Source organism: Klebsiella pneumoniae subsp. pneumoniae HS11286 (assembly GCF_000240185.1).
Taxonomy (GTDB): Bacteria; Pseudomonadota; Gammaproteobacteria; order Enterobacterales; family Enterobacteriaceae; genus Klebsiella; species Klebsiella pneumoniae.
In genome coordinates this window covers 2626613-2642205 of record NC_016845.1, presented here as the reverse complement: position 1 = coordinate 2642205, position 15593 = coordinate 2626613, and the positions used below count along the sequence as shown (strand labels likewise).

Annotated in this window: 19 protein-coding genes and 1 other annotated feature; of the genes, 13 read left to right on the top strand and 6 right to left on the bottom strand. The window is 54.8% G+C overall.

The window, feature by feature from the left end:
• Positions 1-35: 35 nt before the first annotated feature.
• Both KPHS_26270 and KPHS_26260 read right to left on the bottom strand, forming a co-directional pair.
• A complete protein-coding gene (locus KPHS_26270; RefSeq protein YP_005226927.1) occupies positions 36-911 on the bottom strand; it encodes a 6-phosphogluconate dehydrogenase in 876 nt (291 codons plus the stop codon).
• Between the two features lie 111 nt (positions 912-1022).
• Positions 1023-1907 carry a transcriptional regulator LysR gene (locus KPHS_26260; protein YP_005226926.1) on the bottom strand — a complete coding sequence of 295 codons (885 nt, stop codon included), beginning with the start codon at positions 1905-1907 and terminating at the stop codon, positions 1023-1025.
• A gap of 111 nt (positions 1908-2018) precedes the next feature.
• On the opposite strand from KPHS_26260, the gene KPHS_26250 reads away from it, so the two are divergent.
• Complete coding sequence (locus KPHS_26250) at positions 2019-2762, top strand: sulfite exporter TauE/SafE family protein (RefSeq protein ID YP_005226925.1); 744 nt, start codon at positions 2019-2021, stop codon at positions 2760-2762.
• A 5-nt stretch (positions 2763-2767) separates the two neighbouring features.
• Here the strand turns inward: KPHS_26250 and KPHS_26240 are convergent, their stop codons facing one another.
• Complete coding sequence (locus KPHS_26240) at positions 2768-3466, bottom strand: putative transcriptional regulator (protein YP_005226924.1); 699 nt, start codon at positions 3464-3466, stop codon at positions 2768-2770.
• Positions 3467-3733: 267 nt separating this feature from the next.
• Between KPHS_26240 and KPHS_26230 the strand changes: the two genes are divergently transcribed.
• The gene (locus KPHS_26230) at positions 3734-5266 is read left to right on the top strand and encodes a PTS family enzyme IIC/enzyme IIB (protein ID YP_005226923.1); all 1533 of its coding nucleotides are present in this window, start codon (positions 3734-3736) and stop codon (positions 5264-5266) included.
• A gap of 11 nt (positions 5267-5277) precedes the next feature.
• Positions 5278-6606 carry a 6-phospho-beta-glucosidase gene (locus KPHS_26220; RefSeq protein ID YP_005226922.1) on the top strand — a complete coding sequence of 443 codons (1329 nt, stop codon included), beginning with the start codon at positions 5278-5280 and terminating at the stop codon, positions 6604-6606.
• A gap of 374 nt (positions 6607-6980) precedes the next feature.
• Here KPHS_26220 and KPHS_26210 read toward each other — a convergent pair whose 3' ends face one another.
• Positions 6981-7094 (bottom strand): hypothetical protein, encoded by a 114-nt coding sequence (locus tag KPHS_26210; RefSeq protein ID YP_005226921.1) that lies wholly within the window; start codon positions 7092-7094, stop codon positions 6981-6983.
• A 256-nt stretch (positions 7095-7350) separates the two neighbouring features.
• Here KPHS_26210 and KPHS_26200 point away from each other — a divergent pair, with 256 nt between their 5' ends.
• The 7 genes from KPHS_26200 to KPHS_26140 all read left to right on the top strand — a co-directional run bounded on the left by KPHS_26200 (position 7351) and on the right by KPHS_26140 (position 11171).
• Positions 7351-8796 carry a major myo-inositol transporter gene (locus KPHS_26200; protein ID YP_005226920.1) on the top strand — a complete coding sequence of 482 codons (1446 nt, stop codon included), beginning with the start codon at positions 7351-7353 and terminating at the stop codon, positions 8794-8796.
• On the top strand, positions 8786-9229 hold the full coding sequence (locus KPHS_26190; protein YP_005226919.1) for a phosphoenolpyruvate-dependent PTS family enzyme IIA component: 444 nt from the start codon (positions 8786-8788) through the stop codon (positions 9227-9229). Before KPHS_26200 ends, KPHS_26190 begins: the two co-directional genes overlap by 11 nt.
• Positions 9230-9458: 229 nt before the next feature.
• On the top strand, positions 9459-9617 hold the full coding sequence (locus tag KPHS_26180) for a hypothetical protein (RefSeq protein ID YP_005226918.1): 159 nt from the start codon (positions 9459-9461) through the stop codon (positions 9615-9617).
• A gap of 28 nt (positions 9618-9645) precedes the next feature.
• The gene (locus KPHS_26170) at positions 9646-9885 is read left to right on the top strand and encodes a hypothetical protein (RefSeq protein ID YP_005226917.1); all 240 of its coding nucleotides are present in this window, start codon (positions 9646-9648) and stop codon (positions 9883-9885) included.
• Between the two features lie 24 nt (positions 9886-9909).
• Positions 9910-10050, top strand: a complete 141-nt coding sequence (locus KPHS_26160) for a hypothetical protein (RefSeq protein ID YP_005226916.1) — start codon at positions 9910-9912, stop codon at positions 10048-10050.
• Positions 10051-10236: 186 nt separating this feature from the next.
• Positions 10237-10773, top strand: coding sequence for an alpha/beta hydrolase (locus KPHS_26150; RefSeq protein ID YP_005226915.1), 537 nt, complete (start codon positions 10237-10239; stop codon positions 10771-10773).
• Positions 10237-11171: a sequence feature (potential frameshift: common BLAST hit: gi|152970230|ref|YP_001335339.1| putative oxidoreductase, Fe-S subunit), on the top strand. It overlaps the preceding gene by 537 nt.
• Positions 11019-11171: an esterase_lipase family protein IroE gene (locus KPHS_26140; RefSeq protein ID YP_005226914.1), complete on the top strand. Its 153-nt coding sequence runs from the start codon at positions 11019-11021 to the stop codon at positions 11169-11171. It overlaps the preceding feature by 153 nt.
• 33 nt (positions 11172-11204) lie before the next feature.
• Here KPHS_26140 and KPHS_26130 read toward each other — a convergent pair whose 3' ends face one another.
• Positions 11205-12860, bottom strand: coding sequence for an EAL domain-containing protein (locus KPHS_26130; RefSeq protein YP_005226913.1), 1656 nt, complete (start codon positions 12858-12860; stop codon positions 11205-11207).
• Positions 12861-13156: 296 nt separating this feature from the next.
• On the opposite strand from KPHS_26130, the gene KPHS_26120 reads away from it, so the two are divergent.
• From KPHS_26120 to KPHS_26100, 3 genes are all read left to right on the top strand, one after another.
• Entirely contained in the window at positions 13157-13405 is a 249-nt protein-coding gene (locus tag KPHS_26120; protein YP_005226912.1) for a hypothetical protein, read from the top strand.
• A gap of 289 nt (positions 13406-13694) precedes the next feature.
• On the top strand, positions 13695-13913 hold the full coding sequence (locus tag KPHS_26110; RefSeq protein YP_005226911.1) for a ParD-like family protein: 219 nt from the start codon (positions 13695-13697) through the stop codon (positions 13911-13913).
• Complete coding sequence (locus KPHS_26100) at positions 13894-14676, top strand: methionyl aminopeptidase (RefSeq protein YP_005226910.1); 783 nt, start codon at positions 13894-13896, stop codon at positions 14674-14676. Before KPHS_26110 ends, KPHS_26100 begins: the two co-directional genes overlap by 20 nt.
• Positions 14677-14903: 227 nt before the next feature.
• On the opposite strand, the gene KPHS_26090 is transcribed toward KPHS_26100, so the two are convergent.
• Positions 14904-15191 (bottom strand): hypothetical protein, encoded by a 288-nt coding sequence (locus KPHS_26090; protein YP_005226909.1) that lies wholly within the window; start codon positions 15189-15191, stop codon positions 14904-14906.
• Positions 15192-15593: the final 402 nt, after the last annotated feature.

Below are 15593 nucleotides of genomic sequence, written 5' to 3'. Positions count from 1 at the left end.
ACTATGGCCACTTCTTTCCTGGCGTGGGTAGGAAACTACGCTTTTGACGACGGCGACAGCCACTGATATACCGCAGACAAATCCTCTCCGGCATATCCCGCGTCCGCCGCCTGCTGCCACAGTTCGGCGATGTTTTCCAGCCCCGGCATGGTGTGCGGCTCGGCCAGGGAAAGCGCCAGCCGGGCATCTTTCAGGGCATGCGCCAGCTGCATCTGCGGGGTATACTGCTCGCTGGCGATGGCGTCCAGTTTCACTTTGACATAGGGCGCCGCCAGCGGGCCGCCTTCCAGGGCGCTCCACAGCTGGTCGGGGGTGAAGCCCAGCGTCTTCGCCAGCTGGGCGCTCTCCGCGATGCCCTGCATCATCGAAATCAGCCAGGCATTGAGGACCAGCTTCATTTTCTGGCTGTTGCCCGCCTCGCCAAACCATTGCGTCCCGCGGGAGATAGCCGCAAACACCGGTTCGGCAGCGGCGCCCTTTTCCCTATCTCCGCTGGCGAGCACCAGGATCTGTGCCTTCTCCGCGGGGGCTTTGGTCCCCGACACCGGGGCATCGATATAGGTCATCGCTGGCTGAAGTTCCCGCAACAACGCGATGGCCTGCCGGGTCTCCGGCAGGCCAATGGTGCCCATCTGGCAATAGATCGCCTGCGGCTGAGAGGCGGGCGCGATTTGCGCCAGTACCTCGAGGGTGGCCTCGCCGTCGGCGAGCATACTGATGATCACCTCGGCATCGGCCACCGCCTGCTGCGGCGTGGCGTGCAGAGATAACCCATGCGCCTGTAAGTCTTCGCCGCGGGCTGGCGAACGGTTCCAGCCGGCAACGGTAAAGCCGTTTTTCAGCAGGTTACTGGCAAAAGCGTGTCCCATGGCGCCGAGTCCCAGCACCGCGACCTTTGGTAATGTACTCATCTTGTCTGTCCTGATTCGCGTCTTAATAAAAGCGGACCTCTACTATCGCATCTCTGGCACGGATGTCAGTAGCAATAACGGGCATGAAAAGTGACACTGTCACTGATATTCTCAAGGCTGACGAAGCCATTCCAGTAAGCGGCGCATCGCTGGCGACAGGCTGGCGTCATCCTGGTAGCACAGGCACAAACGGCGCTGCGCCCAGCGGTCCTGTAACCCGATGACGGCAAACGAATAGCGCTGCCGGTAACGCTCGGCAATAACGCGCGGCAGGATCGCCCCGCCGGCGCCGTGCGCCACCATCTCGCAAAGCCCTGCAAAATGGCTCATCCTGACCCGAACGTTTAGCGCCTGGCCGAGTTCAGCTGCGTGCTGTTCGATATGCTGCTGTAGCGCACTGGTCTGATAGAGGGCGACCAACGGCTCGTTGAGCACCGCCGCAAACGCCACTTCCTCTTTTTCGGCCAGAGGGCGAGCTGGCGGCACGATCAGCACCAGCGGGTCGTCAGCGACGGGATCGAGGCGCAGCGGCCCGGGGTCGACCGCATCGGACACCACTCCGGCCTGCGCCACGCCCGCCAGGATACAGCTGACGATATCCGCGCTGGTGCGTTCTTCGGTTTCGATCTGCACCGCCGGGTGCGCTGCCATCCAGGCGGCGAGCTTCCCCGGCAGAAAGGCCGACATCGCCGAGGTGTTGGCGAACAGGCGCAGCGTCCCCCGCTGACCGCAGGCGAAGGCGTGCATCGCCTGGCGCAGACGCTGCTGCTGCGCAAGAAGCGGGCGGGCATGGCGCGCCAGTACCTCCCCGGCCTCTGTCATCGTCACCCCGCGGGCATGACGGTGCAACAGCGGCACGCCGATCTCGGCCTCCATCTTGCGCAGCCTCTCACTGGCGGACGCCAGGGCCAGATGGGCATTCGCCGCTCCGCCGGTGATACTGCCGGTATCCACGATGGCGATAAATAGCCGCAGATCGGCCAGATCCAGTCGCATCAGGCCCTCCTTTCCCTTCGGTTTTTCCGTAGTCTATGGCCAACATACCGCATTGTGGCCCTCACGACCAGCTGTTTCAATGCCCCTTTCTCCCCTGAAAAGTGAGCCATAATGTTCGATTTACACACGATCTCTTTCCTGTTGATCTTTATTGCCGCCGGGCTGGTCAAAGGGGTGACCGGCATGGGATTGCCCACCGTGGCGATGGGCCTGCTTGGCCTGCTGATGCCGCCGCAGGCCGCAGCGGCGCTGCTGGTCCTTCCCTCGCTGCTCACCAATCTCTGGCAGTTACTGGCAGGCCCGGCGCTGGCGCAGATTGTACGCCGTCTCTGGTTTATGATGACCGGGATTATTATTGGCACGTTGGCCGGATCCTCACTGCTGATCGGCCTCAATCCTCGGTGGTCGGCGCTGGCGCTTGGCGCCGCATTGATAGTCTATGCCGGGTATGCGCTCTGCAGTCCGGTGTTTCAGGTTTCCGGCCGCGTGGAGAAGTGGCTGTCGCCGCTCATGGGCGGGCTGACCGGCGTTATCACCGGGGCGACCGGGGTATTTGTTATTCCGGCCGTTCCCTGGCTACAGGCGCTGGGCTTTCGTCGCGACGAGCTGGTGCAGGCCCTGGGGTTGTCGTTCACCCTTTCCACCCTGGCGTTGGCGGCCGGCCTCGCCCTGCACGATGGCTGGCATGATGATGCATGGCTATTTTCGGCGCTGGCGCTGTTGCCGGCGCTGCTCGGCATGTGGCTGGGACAGCGGATCCGCTCGCGTCTCAGCCCGCAGCGCTTTCGTCAGGGCTTTCTGTTGTTCCTGCTGGCGCTGGGGATAGAGCTGATCGCCCGGGGATGGCTGGTCTGAATCCTCTAGCGGCGGGTAATGTGCTTCACATTGTACTTACTGGTGTTCTGGTAGATCTCTGAGAAATCGACGATCGCCCGGTTCTGGGCGTAGCTGATCGACTGCACCCGCAGCAGGAGGCTGTTTGGCGCCACCTGCAGCAGCTCCGCCTGCTCACGGGTCGCCAGCACCGGGGTATAGCTGCGGTGGCTCTCGATGATGGTGATATGGCACTCTTTTTTGAAATAGTTGAACTTAGACTGCTCGAGGTTACCCACGCTGAGCCAGGGGAAGGTGGCGAAGGGGATATAGCTGTTTTCCACCAGGATTGGGACCTCATCGATCAGCCGCAGCCGTCTGACGTAATACACTTTCTCCCCCGGCTGGATCTTTAACTGCTGGGCAATGGCTGGCGGGGCATCAAGCAGCGTAAATTCAATAACTTTGTTACGGTAGTTGGTGACGCCCACCACCTGCATCTGGTAGTTAAAGCCCTCCAGTTCCCCGCCATGATAGTTACTTTTACGCACAATGCAGGTTCCGCTGCCGTGCCGCCGCGCGATCAGCTTTTCTTCCTCCAGTAGCGCCAGCGCTTTGCGCAGCGTCATCACCGAGACCTTCAGCTCCGCGGCGAGCGCTTTTTCGCTGGGCAGCATATCGCCGACGGCATAGTCGTCGCTGTTGATGCGGGTCCGCAGTTCAGTGGCAATCTTTTTATAAATCACTTTTAGATGTCTCGATGGAGTGGCGTTAGTCAACGGCAAGCATGAATAACTTCATGTAATTAAATGATTATTTTTATCTCTCAGCGAAAAAATCAACAATGACACATCTATAAATCACGCCATATTTATATATCTGTCCAGCAACAATATATATGACTTTCGTCACAGATGGCCCTTTTCCTGCTCGGGATCCCGGTGGTCTGCTCCTAGTCTGATAAGCCTATTCATCAGGTGATGACAGCGGTCTGCAAAGACGAGAGGACAACCATGATTGGAGTGAAAAAGCTTCAGGACTTTTCCAAGGCGATGATCGGGCCGGTACTGTATCTGCCAGCTATCGGCCTGTTGATCGCCCTGTTCAGCATGACGACCAACCGGCTGTGGGTGGATGAAAGCAGCGGGCTCTACCTGATGGGGAAATTTGTCTCCAGTATGCTCTGGGCGCTGATGAACCATCTTGGGTTTCTGTTCTGCCTTGGGCTGGCCAGCGGTCTGGCGAAAACCCGCAAGGCCGAAGCGGCCTTCGTGGCGGCCATGACCTGGCTGATGTACCTGGCGGCGAATAATAGCTGGCTAACCCTCACCCATCGCCTGGCGACCGGAACCACCAACGCGCAACTGTACGGCAGCGGACAAACTTTTATCTTCGGTTTTCAGGTTATCGATATGGGCGTATTCCTTGGGATTATCCTTGGCTGCGCTGTCGCCTTTGTCCATAATCGCGTGGTTGGGATTGAGTTTCGCGGCGCGCTGTCGATCTACGGCAACAGTAAGCTGGTGCTGATCGTGATGCTGCCGCTGGTTGGCATGTTCGCCATCGCCACCGTCTATCTCTGGCCGGTAGTGGAGCTGGGCATCTCGGCGCTGACCGGCTTTATGAAATCCTTTGGCGCCATCGGGGTCTTCCTGTACGGCTTTCTCAACCGGTTCCTGATCCCCACCGGGCTGCATCATCTGATCTGGTCGCCGTTCGTTTTTACCTCTATCGGCGGTCAGCTGCTGATCGATGGTCAGACCGTCATTGGCGCTAAGCCTATTTTCCTGGCCGAAATCGCCCGCCACCCCGTTGACGCGCTCAGTGATTCCGCCCGTTTCCTCACCTATGGGATGGTGAAGATTTTTGGCACCGCCGGCATGGCGCTCGCCTTCTACCGTACGGCGAAACCGGAGAATAAGCAGCGGTTGAAAGTCACGCTGATCCCCTTGATTGTTACCTCCGTCCTGGTGGGGATCACCGAACCTTTTGAGTTTCTCTTTATCTTCACCGCCCCATTGCTGTGGCTTATCTACTCCCTGCTGGACGGTTTTTTCCAGATGCTGGCCTGGCTGCTTCACGTCAGGGTCTGCGCCACTAACGGTCTCATCGATTTCGTCGTCTATAACCTCCCGGCGGGAGTCAGCGCGACGCGCTGGCCGGTGTTTGTCGCCCTCGGTCTGCTGGAAACCGCGACCATGTACCTGGTCGGCACCTTCTGTATTACCCGTCTGCGGCTGCTCACCCCGGGCCGCGAAACCGCAGCCGAAGATGAGCATTCGCAACAGGCTAATAGCGAGCATCCGGATAAAGGCGCGCTGGTGATTGCCGGGCTGGGAGGGAAAGAGAATGTCTGTGCGGTGGGCAACTGTTTTACCCGTCTGCGGGTTGATGTGCGGGACCCCGCCCTTATCCAGCAGACGCTGTTGAAAGAGAGCGGCGGGAGCAGCGTGCTGATTAAAGGAAACCATGTCCAGGTTATCTATGGCCTGGGAGTTAACAAAATTCGAACGGCGGTCAACGCCAGTCTGGGTGTTATTGAATAACGAGGTGGTAAATGAAAGATAATTTTGTGGTCACCATTGCCGGCGGCGGCAGTACTTATACCCCTGGGATTGTGATGATGTTACTGGAAAATATGTCGCGCTTTCCCCTGCGGGAGATCCGTCTGTATGACAACCATCACCAGCGTCAGAAGACTATCGGCGACGCCTGTGCCATCCTGGTGGCTGAACGCTTCCCACAGGTGAAGTTCAGCTATACCACCGATCCGCAGGCGGCCTTTACCGACGTCGATTTCGTGATGGCGCATATTCGCGTTGGCCTGTATGAGATGCGGGAAAAGGATGAAAAGATCCCGCTGAAATATGGCGTGCCGGGCCAGGAGACCTGTGGTCCGGGTGGGATTGCCTACGGTATGCGCTCGATTGCCGGGGTGCTGGAGCTGGTCGATTATATGCAGCAGTACGCACCAGGGGCCTGGATGCTCAACTACTCCAACCCGGCGGCTATCGTCGCGGAAGCGACCCGTCGCCTGCGGCCCGACGCGCGCATCATCAACATCTGCGATATGCCGGTGGCTATCGAGGGTCTGTTCGCCGACATCCTCGGCCTGCCGTCGCGCAAAGCGCTGAACGTTCGTTACTATGGCCTGAACCACTTCGGCTGGTGGACCAGCATCACCGATAAAGCCGGTAACGATTTGATGCCGGCGCTGAAGCGTCACGTGGCGGAGCAGGGATACAGCAGCCCAAAAGAAGACTTTCAGCATAAGGCGCCGAGTTGGATCGAGACCTTTAAAAAGGTGAAGGATGTGTTTGCCCTCGATCCGTCGACGCTGCCTAACACCTATCTGAAATACTATCTCTACCCGGACTATGAAGTGGCGCATTCCGACCCGGAGTTTACGCGGGCCAACGAGGTGATGGCCGGACGCGAAAAAGAGGTCTTTGATATGGCCCGGGAGATCACCCGTCGCGGCACGGCGGAAGGCGCGCATTTCCATGCCGGGGCCCATGCCACCTTTATCGTCGACCTCGCCTGCGCCATCGCCTTTAACACCCAGGAGCGGATGCTGTTGATCGTCGAGAACAACGGAGCCATCGCCAACTTCGATGAGACGGCGATGGTGGAAGTCCCCTGCCTGGTGGGCGTTAATGGTCCGGAACCGCTGGCGATGGGGAAAATCCCGTCATTCCAGAAAGGGTTGATGGAGCAGCAGGTGGCAGTTGAGAAACTGGTGGTTGACGCCTGGATTGAGGGCAGTTACCAGAAACTGTGGCAGGCCATCGCCCTGTCGAAAACGGTGCCCAGCGCTTCGGTGGCGAAAGCCATCCTCGATGAACTGATCGTCGCCAACGAAGGCTACTGGCCCGCACTGCACTGATCTTTTTCGTGATGGGTAAGATGCAGAGAATCCCCCTTCTCTGCATTTTTACCCGGTGTTTCCCCCGGTGGTGCATTCATCCTTAACCTCCGCCCCCGTGGGCAAAGCGAACCGCTCATTTCCCCTTCAGACCGGAGGTAAAAGGCCTCTATCTTCATTTTGCCCCGAACGTGACAATGAAATATAAATTCTATTCTTCAATATTATGGCGTAAAAATGTGATCTGCGTAGTATTCTTCGATTTACATTAACCCACTGAAAACAACATCATTATTACATCACTGTAAATTTAACCTGCTTTTCATGGGGATATACTCCCTTTAGCCTTTGTGATTGGCTTCATGCATTTACCATTCTGCAACACTGAATTGAAATTAAATTTTCATAATGTGATCTTGTTGCATGTTCATTCCATTTCTTTGTGCCATATTCTTACCACGGTAAATCGCCGGAGCGACAGCAACGTGCCACACCAGAGCGCTGTTCATCGGCAAATGTCGTCGCGACTGACGCACTAAAGACCGCTAACCCGCAAAGGAGAACGGATATCGACTACATCCATGTCAACACCAAGCCGTAAACCTCTTTGACCGCCATTGCTTAGCGTACCCTGCCTTGTGCTGAGCAATTACATAAAGAAGAAAATCATTTAATTCAGTTAGATACGACAACACAGGCGTGATAAATCCTGACTGGGGAGATGTATTTTTATCTTGTGTCGTTCAACAAAATAAAGGGACTACCATGTCATTTATAACAAACCTGAACCAGCAACAGAGAAAACGACTTCATCAGATCACCTTAGTGGCCACCTTCGGCGGCCTGCTTTTCGGTTACGACACCGGCGTTATCAACGGCGCCTTTTCCTCACTGAAGCAGTACATGGCGCTGACCCCAACCACCGAAGGGCTGGTAATGAGCGTTCTGCTGGTCGGCGCCGCGCTGGGCAGCGTGTTTGGCGGCAAATTTGCCGATTACTTCGGCCGGCGTAAATATTTACTCTTTCTCTCCTTTGTTTTTCTCATCGGCGCGTTGCTTTCCGCCGCGGCCCCCGATATCACTACCCTGCTGATTGCCCGCGCCCTGCTGGGCTATGCCGTCGGCGGCGCTTCGGTCACCGCCCCCACTTTTATTTCAGAAGTGGCGCCTACCGAGATGCGCGGCAAGCTGACCGGCCTGAATGAAGTCGCCATCGTCATTGGCCAGCTGGCGGCGTTTGCCATCAACGCGATCATTGGCATCATCTGGGGCCATCTGCCGGACGTCTGGCGCTATATGCTGCTGGTACAAGCGATTCCGGCCATCTGCCTGTTCGTTGGCATGTGGCGCGCGCCGGAAAGCCCGCGCTGGCTGATCAGCAAAAATCGTCATGATGAAGCGCTGCATATCCTCAAACAAATCCGCCCGGCGGAACGCGCGCAGAAGGAGTACGATGACATCTCTACCCTGATCAAAATTGAAGCTGGTAATAAGTACAGCGCCCAGAGCACCTTTGCGACGATTGTCAAAACACCCTGGATCCTCAAAATTTTGCTGGTCGGCATTACCTGGGCCGCACTGCAGCAAACCACCGGCGTTAACGTCATTATGTATTACGGTACGGAAATCCTGAGTGCCGCCGGTTTCTCAGAGCGTACTTCGCTGATCTGCAACGTGCTGAACGGTGTTTTCTCCGTGGGCGGTATGCTGATCGGGGTACTGTTCCTTGTCGACCGCTTCAAACGTAAGACAATCATCATCTACGGTTTCGCCATTATGGCAACCCTGCATCTGATTATCGCCGCTGTCGATTACACCCTGGTGGGTGACCTGAAAGCTACCGCCATCTGGCTGCTGGGCGCGCTGTTCGTCGGCGTGATGCAGGGCTCCATGGGCTTTATTACCTGGGTGGTATTAGCCGAACTGTTCCCGCTGAAATTCCGCGGACTGTCGATGGGGATCTCGGTATTTTTCATGTGGATCATGAACGCGGTGGTCAGCTATCTGTTCCCGCTGCTGCAGGCAAAACTGGGCCTTGGGCCAGTCTTCTTTATCTTCGCCGCCATTAACTATTTAGCCATTCTTTTCGTGGTCTTTGCCCTGCCCGAGACCTCTAATAAATCGCTTGAGCAGTTAGAAGCAGAGCTGTCAGCAAACCATGAAGATAAAAAATCCACTCGTCTCACCAGGGAGGTTGGTTATGATCGATAACATCACGCTGGATAATCTGCATATTGGCTGCAAAGCCAGTAATAAAGCGGAAGTCATCGCCATGATCGGCGCGGAGTTTAAAGCCAAAGGCTATGTCAATCAGGAATGTGTCCACTTTCTGCTGGAGCGTGAACATCAGGTCTCGACCTTTTTAGGCAATGGCATCACCCTGCCGCATTTGCCGAAATCCGCGACGGATATCATCCTTAAAACCGGGATTGAGATCTATCAGTTTCCTGATGGCGTAATCTGGGATCGGAGCAATGTAATGTTTATTGCCATCGGCGTGATCGCGAAAGAGAAAGAGCATATTGACGTACTCAAGGAAATTGCCTCGATATTTAGCGATGAGCTGATCGCTAACGCACTGTCATTAATCTCAGACAAACATGATTTCCTGAAAATTCTGCAGCATAACGCCTTGCCCCATTAAGTATGACACCGACCGGAGCTCTGGCCCCGGTCGGATTTTCACCCCTCGCCCAGCAAACATGGCGAATAATCTGATTCTCCCCGTTATAACCTCAATGGTAATAATAACCAGAGAAACCAACGTATTGCTACTTGCTTGAAGTACGCACGTTACCGCAGGTATCTCATAACTAAAATGTTATTAAAACAATGAGTTAAATATTCTCCAGGGCTACTGATCCTCAGGTTTATTGCTCGCGCTGATAGCGCCGTACGCCAGTGATTCCTGCGGTATTCCATTAGTTTTGATTTATATCAATACCTGTTCGATCGTTAAAATGCATTTTACAGCGCGATTATTTTTGCAGGGTGAATACGACATTGGTTTTACGATTGGGATATTTATTTAGCCGACCCGCAAGTCTGTGGGGATGGCTGATGTGTAATGCGTTTAACGGTATTGCGATTGTCCTCTGCTTTCGTGGCATAAGCATCGTCACCGGTTTCAGCGAGGCGATCTGGCAGGTCATCATCACGCTGGCTATTATCATATCGACCTGGTACAGCGCTAACTATTTTGCTGCGCTGGAAGCTCGACGCGATAAACGACGCTATCTGCTGCTGGCCTGGGTGGTCATAACCATTCTGTTGAATTTTATTCACCTTGGCGGTGGTTAACGCCATTTATTAAAGGATCATACCATGACGCTGGCGATGCTGTTGGTGCTTATCAGCCACCATAAAGGGCTGACGCTCTTGCTGATCGTAATTATTGCGCTGCTGTTTATTGCGCTCACTCCGCTGGTCAAAAAACTGTTGAGTCACCTTCACGATCGTTCCTGAATTTTCTTTTATGACCGCCTACAGGGTCCTTATCTTCGTCATCTCCGTTTATCCCGTCACCCGCTCCCCCAGCATACAGTTTGTGGCAACGCCAGAAAAAGAAATGAGAACCATTATCATAAAAGCTGTGCTAACGTGTCAGCCCAACAATAACGCCAGAAGCAACAAAACAGGGGGACAGACGAGGTGAAGTTGAGTTCAGGGAGCATCACAACAGGTCGTACGAGCGGGCTGCTGACGCTGGCGATTGGCGCACTCTTCTACAGCAGCGGCAGTATTGCCCGGCCGGATCTTCAGCCGCTGGGGCCGAACATTGCGGATAAAGGGTCGGCGTTTTACCACTTTACGCAACGCCAGTATGACTCTGCCGATGGCGAACGTCACTACCGGGTATGGACCGCAGTGCCGGACAAAGCCCCGCCCGCCGCCGGCTATCCGGTACTGTATATGTTGGATGGCAACGCGGTGATGGATAAACTCGACGACGCGTTTCTGCAGCAGCTCTTCGCCGGCTCCCCGCCGGTGATCGTCGCTATCGGCTACCAGACCGCGCTGCCCTTTGATACCGCAGCCCGCGCCTGGGATTACACCCCACCGCTAAAGACGCATGAGCCTCGCGCCGGGAAACCCGCGCTACCGCCGCGTAAAACCGGGGGCAATGATGTTTTTCGCCAGCTGCTGACCGAAACGATGGTTCCCCAGACGGAAGCTAACCTGAAATAGATCCCCACCAGCGCGCTATCTGGGGCCACTCCTACGGCGGATTGTTTGTGCTCGACGCGTGGAGGAAGGCTTCGCCGTTCGGGATCTACTATTCCGCCAGCCCGTCGCTAGGTCAGGCCCTGCAATCGCCTTTGCAGGCAAGCCAAAGTCTTGATGCCGTCCGCTTTCGCGGGAAATCGCTGTACCTACTCGAGGGTGACGGTAAAGCCCGTGGAGAGCCGTCCGGGCACGAGGCCTCGCTTGAGGTGTTGCGTCAAACCCAACAGCAGCTTGCCAGTAAAGGGTTGACCGTAGCCTTCTGGCGCTACCCCGGTCTGACGCACGGTCAGATGTTCGAGGTCTCGCTGCGCTCGGCGCTGCTGCATCTTTCCGGGCAGGCAGCGCTTGCGCATCAGTAACGCCCTTACGCCCACCAGCGGAGGGTGGGCGCATCAGCGCCGGTCGGGCAGGTGTTTGATATCGACCGGCTCGCCGAACAGAAATCCCTGCATTTCGTCACATCCCTCCTCTTCGAGGATCTGCAGTTGTCCAGCCGTTTCCACCCCCTCGGCGATAAGCGGCGTATTGATCGAATTGCCCAGCGAAATAATGGCTCGCACGAATGAGCGTACCTGAGGGTTGCTCTCCACATCTGTCATAAAGCTGCGGTCGAGTTTGATGACGTCGAAATGAAAATCGCGCAGCATGCTCAGGGAGGAGTAACCGGTGCCAAAGTCATCCAGCGCAATACTGATCCCCATTTTTTGCAGATGATGCAGAACGCTGAACGCCAGCTGTTTATTGATCACAAACGCCGTTTCGGTGACCTCAAACTCCAGCAGACTGACCGGGTAGGCGGTACGCATCAGGATCTCGCGGACTTTTTCGATAAAGCTACGATGACGCAACTGCACCGGAGAGATATTGACCGAAACTTTTCTGTTCAAACCATTTTCCAGCGATTCGTTACACACCTGCTCGAGCACCCAGTAACCTAAGGGCACGATGGCGCCGCTCTCTTCGGCGATGGGAATAAACACGTCCGGCGGGATCGTCCCCAGCTGCGGATGCTGCCAGCGCAGCAGCGCCTCGTAACCGGTGATGCTACGATCTTTGATGTTGCGGATAGCCTGATAGTGGAGCGAAAACTCCCCGGCGTGAATACCGCGCCGGATATCGGCGGCCATCATATTGCGCTGCCGCGTCTTGTCATCCATTTCACGTTCATACCAGCAAATCTTATGGTCGAGGCTGCTTTTTGCCCGATACATAGCCAGATCGGAATTGCTCAGTATCGTATTAATATCCGTGCCGTCCTCCGGGTAGACTGAGATGCCAATGCTGGCGGAGAGAACCACTTCCGTCGCGGCAAACGTCTGCTTACCGCTGAAGCAGCGCCACAGGCGCGCAGCAAAGGCATCCACTTCACCCTCATCGGAAAAAGGTTTAACGGCCACAAACTCATCGCCGCCGAAGCGGGCGACCATCTCCTCCTTCTGCAGCGTTTTGAGCACGGCGCCCGCCACGCGCTGCAGCAGCTGGTCACCAATCAGATGGCCCTGCAGATCGTTAATCTCTTTAAATTTGTCTAAATCGATCGTGAAAATGGCAAAGCGGCGGGCATCATTTCCAGTGATCAGCTTCTCCACCCGTTCAAAAAACTCCACCCGATTGGGTAAACCGGTTAACGCATCGTAGCGCGCCATCCAGGCGATGCGGTCGTTAATCGCCTTCTGTTCACTAATGTCGCGGGTAATTTTGGCAAAACCCAGCAGGGTGTTCTGCTCATCGCGGATGGTATCGATCATGACATGCGCCCAGAATCGGGACCCGTCTTTGCGATACCGCCAGCCTTCCCCTTCAAACTGCCCGCTACGCAGGGCGATTTCCAGGTTTTTTGCGGGTACACCGGAGAGTTGCTCAGCTTCGCTATAGAAGAGACCGAAGTAGCGACCGATGATCTCGTCGCTCAGGTACCCTTTTGCCCGGCGGGCGCCCTCATTCCAGCTAATGACCGTGCCGTCGGCGCTCAGCATATAGATGGCATAATCTTTAACGCTTTCAATAAAGTGGCGATAGGCAATATCCGTCAGGTGATCGTTACTCATGGTACAGCGCTCTCTGTGGCTCGGTCGTGGCAAAACGCATTAGATATAGCAGAATTACGCCTATTAAGAATACAAGGATATGGCCTTTTGTTGGCCTCTTTCTGACCCGGACACCGCAGTAGTCGCGGCGGACGCTCTCATTAAGCGTAGTGGACCAGGCCGTCCGAAGGAGTGATATTCCCCGCGATTTTTGCACTTAGGTCGCCCACTAATAGTTACTTTTATTGATTAAAAAGTTTGATTGAAAGAATAAATAAAAGGAGTAATGTTAATAATACTTTCTATGGAGGTTAAATATGTTGCGTGATTATTTAAAAGTGGAAAAAGAAGACCAGCTTGTTGAACAACAGAGTCGGCATGACAATAGCCAGCATTATTCTTCGGTGACCGAATGGGTTATTTTAAGTAAAGATGGCCATCGCAAAGGCCGGGTATCCCTGTTTGACCGCTTCACCACCCGCCGCTCCTGGAGCGACAGTTTCCGCATTACGCAGTTCGATAATGCGGGTAAAGTGGTGGTGGATAAACTCACTGACGCGCTGTAAATCCTTCGGATTCCCGGCCTGACGGGAGAATATTAATACGCAAAATTAACACCTGCATAAAATATATTGATGCGTCGCCATCATGTTATTTTCTTTCTGCATACCGATAATCTAATGGGTAATTTTCGCCATGGTGCACAGCGCGAATTTTTAACCCGAAAAAATGCTGAATATAAGCCCGCTGGTCGGGCTTTTTTGCATGGTGCTAGCCATCCACGCCACAAAATGCCAAGGACATCCCGCGCTGGATTGTATACGATGTATATACGAATCATTACGGTATATATCTATGGGAATCGTCAAAATCTCCGATCTGCTGCACGATGATATTCGTGATGCCAGCAAAGCCATGTCCCGCTCCGTCAATGCCCAGGCGGAATACTGGATCCGTCTGGGCATGATGAGCGAACTCTACCCTGAGCTTAACCACCAGCAGATCAAACTGCTGATGCTGAAATCCGGCTCTGACCGTCTGCTGGAGGTGATCAATGCCATCAATAATCATTAAAACCGCCGACGAACTCGCCCGGCAGCGCCATGCCGGCCAGCTGCTGGCGTCAGTGTTTGATATGCTGGATACTTTTATCGTTCCCGGCGTAACGACGATGGCGATTAACGATCGAGTGGAAGATTTTATCGTCAACCAGCTGCACGCCCGCCCGGCCAGCAAGGGGCAATACGATTTTCCCTATGTGTTGAACACTTCCATTAACGATGTGGTGTGCCACGGGATCCCCAAAGCGACCGAACATCTGCGCTCCGGGATGATTGTTAACGTCGATATCACCCTCGAGAAAGCGGGCATGATTGCCGACTCCAGTAAGATGTACCTGATAGGCGATGTCTCCCCGCTGGCCCGCCGGCTGGTAAAGACTACCTATGAAGCGATGTGGAAAGGCATTGAGGTGGTGAAGCCTGGCGCGACGCTGGGCGATATTGGCCACGCTATTCAGCGCTGGGTGGAGGAACATGGCTATAGCGTGGTCAGAGAATATTGCGGTCACGGCATCGGTCAGGAAATGCATGAGGAACCGCAGGTGCTGCATTACGGCCGCCCCGGAGAAGGCGCCGTGCTGCAGGAAGGCATGGTGTTCACCATTGAGCCGATGGTCAACCAGGGCGACAGCCGTATCAAAACCAAAAAAGATGGCTGGACGGTGGTTACCCGCGATAAAAAACTCTCCGCGCAATGGGAGCACACCGTGGCCGTCACCGCCAACGGTTTTGAGGTGCTGACGTTACGCGACGATGAACAGTCGCGGATCCGCTGAGTTGCTTCCCTTTCTCTATGACGGTGGGCCGCTTTCCGATCCCGGAGCTCGCTTGGGCGCCAGACGACACCTGATTCTGCCGCCGGGCGGCGGCAATAATTGTTTTCATGAATGATTTTCTGCGCGCGCGTCTGCCCGCTGGTTATGGCTGATGCGCGCGTAAACCGCACAACGGTTTATCCTTTACCTCCTTGCATCAGCTTACTCTTCATTGCCTTTATCCCGCCTTAGCGATAGCGAATAATGACATCCGCTTCGCTATGCTGCGCATTTCGCCAGTGAATACTGACCTCACCACGATTGTCCAGCATGGCGTAGCGAGGACGGTTGTTTGTCAAGGCGACCTGTTCCGGTGAATGGTGCTGGCACGAGACATCGATACGATCGTGCCGGGGGGCGATAACACAGGCCGGATTGATGACCCGTCCTGAAAAATGAACCTGGCCGGAAAGCGCAGCAGACGACGCCAGCGGCGCCAGGCACAGACATAGCAGAGCGAGACGAAATGGAGACATAGCAATCTTCCTTGATAACGGGTGACACTGCGCGGCACAGCATCGTTTCTGTGCCCTACAACCTGCGGCTTCCTGCCGTCACTCCACGCTACTGCAAAATAGCGGCAGCGTAAATGATTATTCCGGGCCACCCGGTCAACTGCCGGGATTAACAGCAACTTTTTCGTAAAATTTGCTCAGAACAGTTATCTCCCGGAAATAATGCATTATACGCATGGGACTCTTTTTAATATTTAATGAGATTATACTTACACCAAAAAATAAATAATGTTACAGCTTAACACATCTTATCAATGGGCCTTTACGATGTTCTCCGTATAATCCCGCCCCCGACGGTAATATACATTAGCGATGCTTACCGTTTTTTGTGAACAGAAATAAAAAACATGCTTTAAAAATGTT